Annotated in this window: 13 protein-coding genes; 5 read left to right on the forward strand and 8 right to left on the reverse strand. The window is 72.4% G+C overall.

The window, feature by feature from the left end:
- The first annotated feature begins 20 nt into the window (after positions 1–20).
- Positions 21–587: a PPA1309 family protein gene (locus tag ABZ562_RS13225; protein ID WP_361477494.1), complete on the forward strand. Its 567-nt coding sequence runs from the start codon at positions 21–23 to the stop codon at positions 585–587.
- A 92-nt stretch (positions 588–679) separates the two neighbouring features.
- On the opposite strand, the gene ABZ562_RS13230 is transcribed toward ABZ562_RS13225, so the two are convergent.
- The 4 genes from ABZ562_RS13230 to ABZ562_RS13245 form a co-directional block, all read right to left on the reverse strand.
- Positions 680–1,768, reverse strand: coding sequence for a PDZ domain-containing protein (locus ABZ562_RS13230; protein WP_361477497.1), 1,089 nt, complete (start codon positions 1,766–1,768; stop codon positions 680–682).
- Between the two features lie 65 nt (positions 1,769–1,833).
- Positions 1,834–2,013 (reverse strand): hypothetical protein, encoded by a 180-nt coding sequence (locus tag ABZ562_RS13235; protein ID WP_361477500.1) that lies wholly within the window; start codon positions 2,011–2,013, stop codon positions 1,834–1,836.
- Between the two features lie 176 nt (positions 2,014–2,189).
- Complete coding sequence (locus tag ABZ562_RS13240) at positions 2,190–2,648, reverse strand: molybdenum cofactor biosynthesis protein MoaE (RefSeq protein WP_361477502.1); 459 nt, start codon at positions 2,646–2,648, stop codon at positions 2,190–2,192.
- A 60-nt stretch (positions 2,649–2,708) separates the two neighbouring features.
- A complete protein-coding gene (locus ABZ562_RS13245) occupies positions 2,709–3,818 on the reverse strand; it encodes an NAD-dependent epimerase/dehydratase family protein (protein ID WP_361477505.1) in 1,110 nt (369 codons plus the stop codon).
- A gap of 191 nt (positions 3,819–4,009) precedes the next feature.
- Here ABZ562_RS13245 and ABZ562_RS13250 point away from each other — a divergent pair, with 191 nt between their 5' ends.
- Positions 4,010–5,473, forward strand: a complete 1,464-nt coding sequence (locus ABZ562_RS13250) for a zinc-dependent metalloprotease (RefSeq protein WP_361477508.1) — start codon at positions 4,010–4,012, stop codon at positions 5,471–5,473.
- A complete protein-coding gene (locus ABZ562_RS13255; RefSeq protein ID WP_055547991.1) occupies positions 5,470–5,997 on the forward strand; it encodes an NUDIX hydrolase in 528 nt (175 codons plus the stop codon). The genes ABZ562_RS13250 and ABZ562_RS13255 overlap by 4 nt, the downstream gene beginning before the upstream one ends.
- Before the next feature lie 48 nt (positions 5,998–6,045).
- On the opposite strand, the gene ABZ562_RS13260 is transcribed toward ABZ562_RS13255, so the two are convergent.
- From ABZ562_RS13260 to ABZ562_RS13275, 4 genes are all read right to left on the reverse strand, one after another.
- Positions 6,046–6,804 carry an AIM24 family protein gene (locus ABZ562_RS13260; RefSeq protein ID WP_055547993.1) on the reverse strand — a complete coding sequence of 253 codons (759 nt, stop codon included), beginning with the start codon at positions 6,802–6,804 and terminating at the stop codon, positions 6,046–6,048.
- Between the two features lie 15 nt (positions 6,805–6,819).
- Positions 6,820–7,503, reverse strand: coding sequence for an AIM24 family protein (locus ABZ562_RS13265; RefSeq protein ID WP_055547996.1), 684 nt, complete (start codon positions 7,501–7,503; stop codon positions 6,820–6,822).
- An 11-nt stretch (positions 7,504–7,514) separates the two neighbouring features.
- Positions 7,515–9,131 carry a TerD family protein gene (locus tag ABZ562_RS13270; protein WP_361477512.1) on the reverse strand — a complete coding sequence of 539 codons (1,617 nt, stop codon included), beginning with the start codon at positions 9,129–9,131 and terminating at the stop codon, positions 7,515–7,517.
- 102 nt (positions 9,132–9,233) lie between these two features.
- On the reverse strand, positions 9,234–9,812 hold the full coding sequence (locus ABZ562_RS13275) for a M48 family metallopeptidase (RefSeq protein WP_361477975.1): 579 nt from the start codon (positions 9,810–9,812) through the stop codon (positions 9,234–9,236).
- Between the two features lie 244 nt (positions 9,813–10,056).
- On the opposite strand from ABZ562_RS13275, the gene ABZ562_RS13280 reads away from it, so the two are divergent.
- Both ABZ562_RS13280 and ABZ562_RS13285 read left to right on the forward strand, forming a co-directional pair.
- Positions 10,057–11,202: a ThiF family adenylyltransferase gene (locus ABZ562_RS13280; protein WP_361477515.1), complete on the forward strand. Its 1,146-nt coding sequence runs from the start codon at positions 10,057–10,059 to the stop codon at positions 11,200–11,202.
- Between the two features lie 75 nt (positions 11,203–11,277).
- The gene (locus tag ABZ562_RS13285; RefSeq protein WP_361477518.1) at positions 11,278–12,732 is read left to right on the forward strand and encodes an AarF/ABC1/UbiB kinase family protein; all 1,455 of its coding nucleotides are present in this window, start codon (positions 11,278–11,280) and stop codon (positions 12,730–12,732) included.
- The last annotated feature ends 44 nt before the right edge of the window (positions 12,733–12,776 follow it).

Here is a 12,776-nt window from a genome sequence, read left to right on the forward strand (position 1 = left end):
ATCAGGGCACGATATGAACCATGTCCAACGCAACCCCCGGTACCGGCCCTCTTGCCGCGAATCCGCTCACCCGCGCCGTCCTGGAAATCGACGAGTACGCCTCCGGGCTCGGCTGGGATCAGCCCGCCCGGCTCTTCGCCCTCGTCGACACCGCGCAGCTGCGCGCCCAGGAGCCCGAGCTGGCCGGCCAGCTCGGGCTCGACGAGGACAGTGACGAGCCCGCGGCGTCCCTCACCCCCATCGAGCAGGACGAGCTGCCCTCCCAGGCCCCGCTCGACGAATTCCTGGCCACCATCGCCTGGCCCGACGCCGTGATCGGCTGCGCCATGACCGTGGAGCGGCTGATGCTGCCGCCGTCCGCCGAGTCCTCCGTGCCGAAGGACCTGGACGACGCCCAGCTGGCGACCTGGGTCGCGGAGCACCCGGAGCGCCAGGAGGTCCGGATGACGGTCGCCGTGCTGCGGGGCGGGGAGCGCGAGTCGGCGGTGCGGCTGCGCGAGAAGGACGCCACGACGGAGGTGCTGACCGGGGCCGGCCTGGTACCGGGTCTCGCCGACGCGCTGGCCGCCACCTTCGCCACCGACTGACGCCGGGGCGCGACCGACACAGGGCAGTACGACGTGAGGCGGTCCGCCGGACAGGTGTCCGGCCGGCCGCCTCACGTGGTGGTACGCACCGCTCAGCCGGCGGCGCAGCGGGGCAGACCTGCGGTGTCGCCCGAGCGGATCCTCTTGAGTGCCTTCAGCGCGTCGTCGATGGTGTGCACCTTCACCAGCCGCAGGCCGTCCGGCACGTCCATGGCCGCCGCCGCGCAGTTCTCCTTGGGGGTGAGGAAGAACTGGGCACCGGCCTCGCGGGCGCCGATCGTCTTCATCTCGATCCCGCCGATCGGTCCCACGACACCCTTGTCGTCGATGGTGCCGGTGCCCGCGATGAACTTCCCGCCGGTCAGGTCGCCCTCCTTGGACACCCGGTCCACGATGCCGAGGGCGAACATCAGACCGGCGCTCGGCCCGCCGACGTCGGCCAGCTTGATGTCGATCTTGAACGGGAAGGTGTAGTCGATCCCGGCCTGGATGCCGACGATGGCCCGGCCACCGGCCTTCTTGGTGGTGATCGTGATTCGCTTCTCCTCGGTCGGCCGCTTGCCGCTCTTCTCCGCGGCCGCGGCCACCTTGGCCGGGACGATCGAGAAGGTCACCTTCTCGCCGGGCTTGTGCTTGGTCACCAGCTTGGCGACGTCGTCGGGCTGGCGCACGGCGGTGCCGTCCACCGACTTGATCACATCGCCCGCGTGCAGCGTGCCCTGCGACGGGCTGCCCTTCACCACGGCGCCCACGATCACCTGGGAGGAGACCTTCTTGTGCAGCGCCTTGAGCGCCGCGACCTTGGCGCTCTCCTGGGACTGGCTGAATTCCTCCGCGTTCTGCTGGTTCACCTCGTCCGGAGTTTTGTCGTCCGGGTAGAGGGTGTCGTGCGGCACCACCACATTGTCGTGGGAGAGCCAGCCGTAGACGGCCTCCACCAGATTCATCCGGTACTCGGATCCGGTGACCCGGACCGTCGTCATATTGAGGTGGCCCCCGGTGGTCTCGCAGCCCTTGTGGCCGGAGATCTGCAGCACGCACTCGCCGTTGTGTTCGCCCAGCGTGTTGTACGTCGGCCCCGGTGACATCTCCGCGTACGGCACCGGGATCAGCACACCGGCGCACAGCAGCGCGATCAGCATCAGTAGGGAGGCGAGCATCGTCGCGGTGCGGCGTGGCATGGAACGACAGTACGGGACGCGTACGGCAGCCCACTCCTGGGGCCGTCCGTACGAGGGGCCGGACCTCAGGCGGCCGCGTCCGTATCCGTGCGCGTGCGTTCCATGGCCTCTCGGAACCGCGTATATCCGGCCAGTTCCTCGACGTCCCCCACGGTCTTGCGGTTGCTGCGCGCGGCCCAACCGGCATAGAGCATGGCGGCTATCGCCGCGAGAACGGGAATGAGCAACCAGAGAAGCGCTCCCATAGCGGCCTCCCGACCCCTGATAAGCACCGCGACTGACAGATGAGCAGACTAATCCTCCGCGAGGTCAACGCTCACGGCAGGGTGGGGGTTACGCAAGTGGAGTACACCATTCCGAGTGGACTCCATGGCGTAACTGTTATATCGCCCCACCGGACGCTGTCTGTCTCGCGTGCCCTCTAGATCCCCACCCATTCCTCGGTACCGTCCGCGAACGTCTGGTGCTTCCAGATCGGGACCTCGCTCTTGAGGTCGTCGATCAGTCGGCGGCAGGCGGCGAACGCCTCCGCGCGGTGCGGGCAGGAGACCGCCACGACGACGGCCAGGTCGCCGATCACCAGATCGCCGACCCGGTGCACGGCGGCCAGCGCGCGCACCGGGAAGTCGGCCGCGACCTTCTCGGCCACCCGCCGCAGTTCGGCCTCGGCGCTCGGATGGGCGGAGTACCCGAGGGCGCCCACGTCCGCGCCCCCGTCGTGGTTGCGCACGGTGCCCACGAAGAGCGCCGTACCGCCCGCCGCGGCATCGCCGACCGCCCCGAACACCTCGTCCACCGACAGCGGGGTCTCGCGGACCGCGAGCAGGCGGATGGGGTCGGCTGCCGCGCCCTCGCCGGGGTGATCGTGCGTATGTGCCATGTGGTCCATCGTGCCGTATGCCGTCCCGTCGTGGTGCACTACTGGATCGCCCGGGAGAGCCTAGGCGCGGCGGCGCGCCTTGCGGGCGCGGCGCACGATCGCTGCGGTGCCCACCAGGGCGACGGTCGCGCCCGCCGCGCCCAGCGTGGTGGCGTCCTTGCGGCCCAGCCGCCGCCCGGCGACCGTATGCCGCCCGGCGACCTCCTCCAGCAGCTCGGCCAGCACCTCCTCGTTGGTCCACCGGGGCCGCCAGCCCGCCGCGTGCAGCCGGCTGCCGCTGACCGCCCAGGGGTGCATCGTGTACGCGAGGTCCCCGGCCGGGGACGGCGTCAGGCCCAGCCGGTGCAGCCGGGAGGCGGCGCCGAGGGCGACCGCCGACGGCAGCTCCATGCGCCGGATTCCGGACAGCTCCTCGACCTCCTCCTGCTCCAGCCAGCCGTCGCAGCCGACCGCCAGCTCCCCCTCGACCTTCTCCAGCGCGGCGTACTCCAGCGCGCTGACCAGGTCTTCCATATGGCAGAACTGCCAGGTGGGACGGGATCCGGCGACCACCAGCAGCCGGGGCGACTCGAAGTAGCGGGTGAGCGCGGTGTCCGTGCCGCCGACCAGGACCGCGGGACGCACGACGGTCACGTTCAGCCCCGGATGCGCCCGGGGCGCGCGCTCCCCCAGCCGTTCGATCTCCAGCAGGTCGCCGACGCCGGTGGCCTCGGCGGTGGCCCGCAGCTCCGCGTCCTCGGCGAGCGGAACGTCGTTGTCGGCGAGCGCGCCGTAGACCATCGCGGAGGTGCACAGCACCACCCGGCGCACTCCGGCGGCCGCGGCCGCGGTCAGCACGGTCTGGGTGCCGCGCACGTTGTAGGCGGTGCGCGCGGCGGGGTCGGTGCCCAGGTCCAGGTCGACGGCGAGATGCACGACGACATCGGCGCCGCGCAGCTTCTCGGCGATGGCCGGATCGCGCACGTCCAGCACATGCCACTGCGCCTCGGTCACCTCGCCGCGCCGCTCGTCGAGGGCCAGCACCTGTTTGATCTCTTCGGACTCCGCGAGCCGCTGCGTGAGCAGGGCGCCGGGGCCCGAGGCGGCACCGGTGACGGCCACGACGGGTCGTCGTGCGGTACGGGCCGTATCGTTTCGCGCAGCGCGAACTTCTCGGTCTGGGGAACTCACCGGGCGTCTCCAGCGGTTGTCTTCAGTACGCAGCGCGTGCACACGTACGTACCAGGTAACGCCCATCCTGCCGCAGCGCGGCGATCAGCGAAGCACTGAGCCCGGAAACCGGCGAGGTGTCTAGGCTGGGTGGTGATGTCGGGCATCCGCCGCCGGCCAGTGGCCGGTGGCCCAACGAGCCGAGGAACCCCGTGAGTGACACCCCATTCGGATTCGGCCTTCCGCCGGAGGAGCCGGAGGACGGCGACGACGGTAAGAAGAAGGGCGGCCAGGGCGACGAGCAGGGCCCCGCGAATCCCTTCGGGTTCGGCGGCGGGGCGGGCGGCCCGGCCGGAGCAGGCGGCGCGGACAATCCGTTCGCGGCGATGTTCGGCTCGCTCAACCCCGGCGACCTGGGCGCCGCCTTCCAGCAGCTCGGGCAGATGCTCTCGTACGAGGGCGGCCCGGTGAACTGGGACATGGCCAAGGACATCGCGCGGCAGACCGTCGCGCGCGGCACCGCCGACGGCACCAAGGACGAGAGCGTCGGCCCCGCCGACCGCGCCGCGGTCCAGGAGGCCGTGCGGCTGGCGGACCTGTGGCTGGACGGGGTCACCTCGCTGCCCTCGGGCTCGGGGACCGCCGTCGCGTGGAGCCGCGCCGAGTGGGTCGAGGCGACGCTGCCGGTCTGGAAGGACCTGGTCGACCCGGTCGCCGAGCGGGTCGGCGCCGCCATGGGCGACGTCCTGCCCGAGGAGATGCAGGCCATGGCCGGCCCGCTGCTCGGGATGATGCGTTCGATGGGTGGCGCGATGTTCGGCACCCAGATCGGGCAGGCGCTGGGCGTGCTGGCCGGTGAGGTGGTCGGCTCGACCGACATCGGGCTCCCGCTGGGCCCGGCGGGCAAGGCGGCGCTGCTGCCGGTCAACATCGCGGCGCTGGGCTCCGGCCTCGGCGTCCCCAAGGACGAGGTGCGGCTGTATCTGGCGCTGCGCGAGGCGGCCCACCAGCGGCTGTTCTCGCACGTGCCGTGGCTGCGCTCGCACCTGTTCGGTGCCGTCGAGGGCTACGCCCGGGGCATCAAGGTGGACACGGCGAAGCTGGAGGACGCGGTCGGCCAGCTCGACCCGACCCACCCCGAGCAACTGCAGGAAGCGCTCCAGCAGGGCATGTTCCAGCCGGAGGACACCCCGGAGCAGAAGGCCGCGCTGGCCCGGCTGGAGACCGCGCTCGCGCTGGTCGAGGGCTGGGTGGACGCGGTGGTGCACGCCGCCGCCAAGCCCCATCTGCCGTCCGCGGACGCCCTGCGCGAGACGCTGCGGCGCCGCCGGGCGAGCGGCGGGCCCGCCGAGCAGACCTTCGCCACGCTGATCGGCCTGGAGCTGCGGCCGCGCCGGCTGCGGGACGCCTCGCGGCTGTGGGCGTCGCTCACCGACGCGCGCGGCGTGGACGGCCGCGACGCGCTGTGGGAGCACCCGGACATGCTGCCGACGGCCCAGGACCTCGACGACCCGGACGGCTTCGTCCACCGCGAGCAGCTGGACTTCTCCGAGCTGGACAAGATGCTCGGCGAGGCGGCGGGCGGTGAGGACCGCACGGAGGGCTCCGGCGGCAGCGCTTCCGACGACCACGCGTCCGACGACCGTAAGGACGAGCGGGGCGACGGCGAGAAGTGAGCCTTCATAAGGACGCGGCGCGGGTCCTCGAGCAGTGGCCCGCGCCCGACGCCGACCAGGAGCGGCTGCGGCAGGCGTACGGCGACCATCTGGCCGCGTATCCCGACGGCATGTGGAAGGCGTGCGGCGACGGGCATCTCACGGCGAGCGCGCTGGTGATCGATCCGCCGCGGGAGCGCGTCCTGCTCACGCTGCACCGCAAGCTGCGGATGTGGCTCCAGATGGGCGGCCACTGTGAGCCGGGGGACGCCACGCTGGCGGACGCGGCGCTGCGGGAGGCCACCGAGGAGTCGGGCATCGCGGGGCTGACCCTGCTGCCGGGCGGGCCGGTGCGGCTCGACCGGCACCACACCCCGTGCGCCTGGCATCTGGACGTGCAGTACGCGGCGGTGGCCCCGCCGGACGCGGTGGCGGCGATCAGCGACGAGTCGCTGGACCTGCGCTGGTTCGGATACGACGAGGTGGCGGACGTGGCCGACGCGTCGGTGCGCCACCTGGTGGCCCGTACCCGCGCGCTGGTCTGAGGAGCGCGCGGGCACGGACCGATGGCCCCAGGGGGTGTCCGGCGGCCGTCAGTTGCTGAAGATGTTGCCCTGGTTCTGCCCGCGGGCCCCCTGCTGGCCCATGCCGAACTGGGCGGCCGCGCCGCCGCCGATCACCGCGTTCTGCGGCGGCAGCAGCTCGCTCGGCTGGACGAGGGCGTACCCCTGGCCCAGGAAGCTCAGCTCCCAGCCCTCACCGGTGCTGCCGCGGCGGCGCCACACCCCCGAGGAATGCGTCTGCGCCTGCATCTGGACGCGCAGCGAGCTGGACCACGCGACGATCGCGTCCGCGTCGGCGTTGACGTACTTGTCCGGCGTCACCTGGAGCATCAGCGGCTGACCCGAGGTCATGAGCGCGACCTTGCCCCGGCCGGAGATGTTGAGGTTGTACTTGCCGGAGCCGGTGATGCCGAACTGGCTGTCCACCGCGATCGACTCCCAGTGCAGCGTGGAGTCCAGCGCCAGCACGTACGCGCTGTCGACCGTCAGACCGTCGTGGTCCACGTCCATCACATGGACGTGCTGGGCGAGGTTGGCGAGGTAGACCGTGCCCTGCCCGGAGCAGCGCATCAGATCCAGGCCCTCGCCGGTGCGGGCGCGGGCGCGCCGCTGCCCGGCGCTCTGGTACTCGCCGTCGAACTCGATCAGCCCCTGATAGGCGACCATGCTGCCCTTGCGGGCGAGAACGTCCTCATGGCCGTTGAGCGCGACCCGCAGCATCTTGCGGTTCTGCAGCGCGTAACGGTCCTCGCTCTGGGTCTCGGTGAAGCCGAAAAGCGGGCTCTGCATGTGTCCTTCTCCCCCTCAGCCCCGGGCCCGGAGCCGGTCGGTGCTGTCCTCGCTGGGCTGTACGACGACGAAGCCCTGCCCGGAGAAGCCGAGCTGGTAGGCCTCGCCGCTGCCCCGGCCGATCAGGGACGACGCCTTGAAGCTGCGCTTGCCCTTGACCTTCAGACCGCTGGACCAGGCGACGAGCGCGTCCGGGTCCACATAGGTCTCGTCCTCGCCGCGGCCGCAGTCGACGACGATGGGGGTGCCGCGGGAGGTCAGGGCGACCCATCCGGTGCCGGAGACGCCCACGTTGAACAGACCCTGCCCGGCGAACTTGGCGATGCCCTTGACCCGTTCGACACCCCACTGGAGGTGGGCGTCGAAGGCGAGCAGATTGGTGCCGTTGACGGAGAGCGCGTCGCCGTTGAGATTGATGCAGACGATGTTCGCCCCGTAGTCGGCGAGATAGAGCAGCCCGTCGCCGCTGCACCGCATGAGCGGCGCGCCCTCGCCGGTCAGCCACTGGGAGGCCATCTGGCGCACCGCGGGCGGGTTCGGCTCGTACTGCACGAAGCCCTCGTACGCCACCATCGAACCGGTGCGGGCGAAGAGGTCCTGGCCGCTCTGCATGGCGACCTTGAGCATGCTGCTGCCGTGGTTCTCCATGCGGGCCGCGACCGGGGTGGCTGCGAAGCCCGAGATCATTTGCTGGTCCATGACGGGCTCCCTCAGACCTCGTAGGGCTGGACGACGATGAAGTTGCCGGGCGCACCGCGGAACTGGAGGTTCACGGTCTCCCCGCTGTGGCCGGGGTAGGCGCTGCGGCGCAGCCGCACCTGGCTGGAGATGATCACCTGGGAACCGGCGGACCAGGCCACGATGGCGTTGCTGTCGGCGAAGGTCGTCGGGGTGACGGGGAGCACCACCGGAGTGCCCTGGGTCTTCACGACGACCGTGCCGTTGCCCTGGAACTGCATCGTGAACAGCGCGCCGCCGGGGATGCCGTGGCCCTCGATCCGGCGCACCTCGTGCTGCAGCGACTCGTCGAACGCGAGCACGTTCTCGGCGGAGACGCAGATCGCGTCGCCCTGCAGCTCGATCGGGTGCAGCTCGGCGGCGTTCTCCGCGAGGAAGACCTGGCCCTGGCCGGTGCAGCGCATCAGCTGCATCTCCTGGCCGGTCGCGTTGCCGACGATCCGGCCGCGGACACCCGCGCCCTTGTAGCTGAAGTCGACCTTCCCCTGGTAGAGCACCATGCTGCCCTGACGGGCGAGCACCGGCTGACCGTCGACGCCGAGGTCGACCCGCATCATCCGCGGGTTCTGCGGCGTCCAGCGCTGACCGGTGGCCGACTCGCGGTATTCGGCGAGCGCGGCCTGCACCCCGGGCGCCCCGCCCTGGGGTACGGCCATGCCCTGGGGCGCGGTCGCGCCCTGGGGCTGGCCGTACGGGGCGGGCGGCGCCTGACCCGGCGTCTGACCGAACTGCGGCTGCTGGCCGGGGTACGGCTGGCCGGGCGGGCCCGGAGGCGGCACCGGGCCGGGCGGCGGCGCCTGACCCGGCGGCACGATCGGCGCGGCGAGCGTGGGCGCCGCGTGCACCTGCGGTGCGCCCGGCGCGGGCTGCGGGGCCGGGGGCTGCTGAGGCGTGCCCTGGGGCGGGGTGCCTTGGGGCGCGCCGAAGCCGGGGGCCGGGGCGGGCTGCTGCGGCTGCGGTGCGGGCGGGGCAGCGAAACCCGGGGCGGGGGCTGCCTGGCCGGGCGGCGCGAAACCGGGCACACCACCCTGCGCCGGCGCCGGCGCGGGCGCGGGCTCCTCCTCGGCGACCTCGCCGCCGAAGTTCTTGAGCAGCGCCTCGAGTCCACCGTCGAAGCCCTGGCCGACGGCGGCGAAGCGCCAGACGTCCTTGAGGTAGAAGTCGCCCAGCATCACCGCGCGCTCGGTGCTGAACTCCGTCCCGTTGAAGGAGTACCGGGCCACCTCCTCGCCGCCCGCGACGATCCGGATGTAGCCGGGTCCGATCTGCGACATCTGGCCCGCGCCGTCGAGGGTCGCGGTGAAGGAGAGCTTCTGGATGGCCGGCGGAATGCTGTCGAGCGTGACCCGGAACGACTCGGTGTCACCGGCCTGCGCGCCGAGCTGCTGTATCGCTTCTTCAGGTGATTTGGGCTGATTGAAGAAGATGAAATAGCGGTCGTCCGACAGCCGTTCGTCCGCGTCGAGGCCGAAGCAGCTGATGTCGAAGGACAGCCCCGGCCCGGCGATCTGCACACCGACGTACAGATCCCTCCCGGCGGTCAGATCGCTGATCTTGGCCTTGTGGCCGCGCTGGAATTCCCTGGCCATACGTAACGACCGTCCCCCATCCCGAAACCGGTGAGTGCATTGCGCGCCAGGCTAGCCGCTGCCGCCGACTCTGAACGACGCCGGGGAGCGCGGTGCGGTTCCTCAGCCGGATTCCGTTTCGGCGCCCGTCAGATGCGGCAACCGCCCGGCGGCCACCACACCCTCCAGATAGCCCCGGGCGCGCTCGGTGCGCGGATACGCCTCCAAAAGCTCCCAGAAGCGGCGCCCGTGACCGGGCACCAGCAGATGGGCCAGCTCATGGACGAGGACGTAGTCCACCACGTACTCCGGCATGCCCTTGAGCCGGTGGGAGAGCCGGATGCTGCCCTCGGCCGGGGTGCAGGACCCCCAGCGGGTGTTCTGGTTGGTGACCCAGCGGACCGAGGCGGGCCGGGCCCGTCCGCCCAGATACTGCTCGGACAGCCACTCCGCGCGCGCCGCCAGCTCCGCGTCGCCCAGCATCCGCTTGCTCTCCTGCGCGGCGAGCTTCTCCAGCATGACCCCGACCCAGCGCTGCTCCTCCGCTTCCGACATCCGGGCGGGGATGAGCACGATGGTGCGGTCGCCCTCGCGGTACGCGGAGACGGTCCTGCGCCGGCGCGAACTCCGGCGGACCTCGACCGCGCTCGTGCCCGAGCCCCGGTTCTGCGGGTTCGGCGGACTCGGCGGGCTCGGCGGGATCGGGGCGGTGCGCGGGGAAGGATCGGCGGGCACGCCCCGACGTTACCCGCTGGCAGCCGGGGAAGTCCTGCCCTCGCGCGCGGTCGCGGGGCGAACCACTCCCCGGCGTGCACAGCTTGTACGACTATCAACACAGCCTGTGGATAACTTTCGGCGGCGGGTGGGCGGCGGGGCGCATGCTGTGAACCGTTCGACGAGGCGATGCGGCACCGGCGGGTGCGGCACATCGACGAAGGGGGCGGCGATGCATCCCATGCTCAAGCCCGCGCTGCGGCGCGGCTGGCGGAGCCGGGACACGGTGCAGTTCGGGGTGGCCCGGGCGCATGCGGTGGTGGTGGGCCCGCTGGACACGGCGACGGGCAGCTTCCTGGAGCTGCTCGACGGCACCCGCGGGCTGCCCCTGCTGCGGCAGGAGGCCCAGGCCCTCGGGCTGCCGGAGGGGCGGGCCGATGAGCTGCTGGACCGGCTGACGGCGGCCGGGCTGCTGGACGATACGAGACCCGGCGGCCCGCTCGCCGCCGCGGCGAGCGGCCCCGGCCCGGCCCTCGACCGGCTGCGGCCGGACGCGGCGGGGCTGTCGGTGCTGCATCCGGAGCCGGGGGCGGCGGCGCGGCTGCTCGCCGCGCGGCGGGCGACGCGGGTGCAGGTGCGCGGTGCGGGGCGGGTCGGGGCGGCGGTCGCCGCGGTGCTGTCCGCCTCGGGGGTCGGGCAGGTCGATGTGGTGGACGGCGGCTGTGTCGAGCCGTGGGACGTGACGCCCGGCGGGCTGTCCGCCGAGCAGATCGGGGAGCGGCGGGAGGTGGCCGCCCGCCGGCTGGTGCGCCGGGCGGCGCCGGCCCCGCGACCGCGGCCGCGGGCCGGGGAGCCCCCGTCCGGCGGGGAGCCGGGGCTGGCCCTGGTCGTGATCGCCCCGCGCGACGGGCTCGCGGCGTACGCACCGGATCCCTCGGCGGCCGGGCCGCTGCTCGCCTCCGGCACCCCTCATCTGTACGCGGGGGTGATCGAGGCCACGGGGGTGGTGGGGCCTCTTGTCCTGCCGGGCCTCACCCCCTGCGCGGGCTGCGCCGCGGCGGCCCGCGCCGAGCGGGAGCCGGTGTGGCCGCGGATGCTGGCCCAGTGGCGCTCCGGCCGCCGTGGATCCGCACCCGCCTGTGACACGGCGCTGGCCACGGTGGTGGCCGGGCTCACCGCCTCCCGGGCGCTGGCCTTCCTCGACGGCGGACCGTCCGGGGGTGCCGCGGCGGCCCGCTGGGAGCTGGCGCTGCCGGCCCTGTCCTGGCAGGCCGAGCGCGTCGAGGCGCATCCCGGATGCGAGTGCGGAGCGGCCGGGCGGGATGATGCGGTATACGCCTCGGCCGCGGAGAGACCGCACGCCACAATGTGCGGGTGACCGACGTCCGCGGAGTGGGCGACGGGGGTCCGGGAGGCTGCCTCCCGGGATGGCTCAGCTGTACTTGGAGGGCGCATGTCCGATCTGCCGCGCAAGGCGATCACCCGCACCGCCAAACTGGCGGCGCTGCCCTTGGGATTCGCGGGGCGCGCCACCTGGGGGCTGGGGAAGCGGATAGGAGGGCGACCGGCGGAGATCGTCGCTCGCGAGATGCAGCAGCGCACCGCCGAGCAGATGTTCAAGGTCCTCGGCGAGCTCAAGGGCGGGGCGATGAAGCTCGGGCAGGCGATGTCGGTCTTCGAATCGGCGCTGCCCGAGGAGATCGCGAAGCCCTACCGGGCAGCCCTCACCAAGCTCCAGGAGGCCGCGCCGCCCATGCCCACCAGTACGGTCCACGCGGCGCTGGAGGAGCGGCTCGGCCCGGACTGGCAGGAGCTGTTCCTGGAGTTCGAGGACAAGCCGGCGGCGGCCGCCTCGATCGGCCAGGTGCACCGGGCGATCTGGCACGACGGGCGCGAGGTCGCGGTCAAGGTGCAGTACCCGGGGGCCGGTGAGGCGCTGCTGTCCGACCTCGCCCAGCTGAGCCGGTTCGCCCGGGTGCTGGGGCCGCTGGTGCCGGGCATGGACATCAAGCCGCTGATCGCGGAGCTGCGCGACCGGGTGGCCGAGGAGCTGGACTACGAGCTGGAGGCCGAGTCCCAGCGCGCCCATGTGACGGAGTACGCCGAGGACACCGAGATCGTGGTGCCCGAGGTGGTGCACCAGAGCGATCAGGTGCTGATCACCGAATGGCTGGAGGGCATACCGCTCTCCGAGGTGATAGCCGAGGGCAGGCCCGAGGAGCGTGACCGGGCCGGTCAGCTGCTGGCCCGCTTTCTGTTCTCGGGGGCGTCCCGCACCGGCCTGCTGCACGCCGATCCACACCCCGGTAACTTCCGGCTGCTCATCGGGGACGCCCCGGACGGGCCGCCGGAGAAGTGGAAGCTGGGCGTCCTGGACTTCGGCTCGGTGGACCGGCTCCCCGGCGGGCTGCCCGAGCCCATCGGCATCGCGCTGCGGATGGCGCTGGAGGGTGACGCCGCGGGGGTCTACGACCTGATGCGGGGTGAGGGCTTCGTCAAGCCGACGATCGAGCTGGATCCGGACGCGCTGCTGGAGTTCCTGCTGCCGATGCTCGAACCGGCCCAGGTCGACGCGTTCCACTTCGAGAGGCAGTGGATACGGAGCCAGGCGGCCCGGATGGCGGATCGCAGTTCACCCGTCCACGAGCTGGGCAACCAGCTCAATCTGCCGCCCGCTTATCTGCTGATCCACCGGGTGACGCTGAGCACGATCGGGGTGCTGTGCCAGCTGGGCGCCACGGTGCGGCTGCGGGATGAACTCGAAGCCTGGGTGACCGGCTTCGCCGCCGAGCCGGACGAGACCGCCGAGCCGGATGAGAGCGCCGAGCCGGATGAGAGCGAGGAGACCGGCGAGGCGGAGGAGAGCGAGGGCGTCCAGAAGGCGGAGGACGCGGAAACATCGGCCTGATACCGGGGGCGGCCGAAGGGCCGGTCCGCATCGGACCGGCCCCT

Source organism: Streptomyces sp. NPDC019937 (assembly GCF_040631655.1).
Classification (GTDB): Bacteria; Actinomycetota; Actinomycetes; order Streptomycetales; family Streptomycetaceae; genus Streptomyces.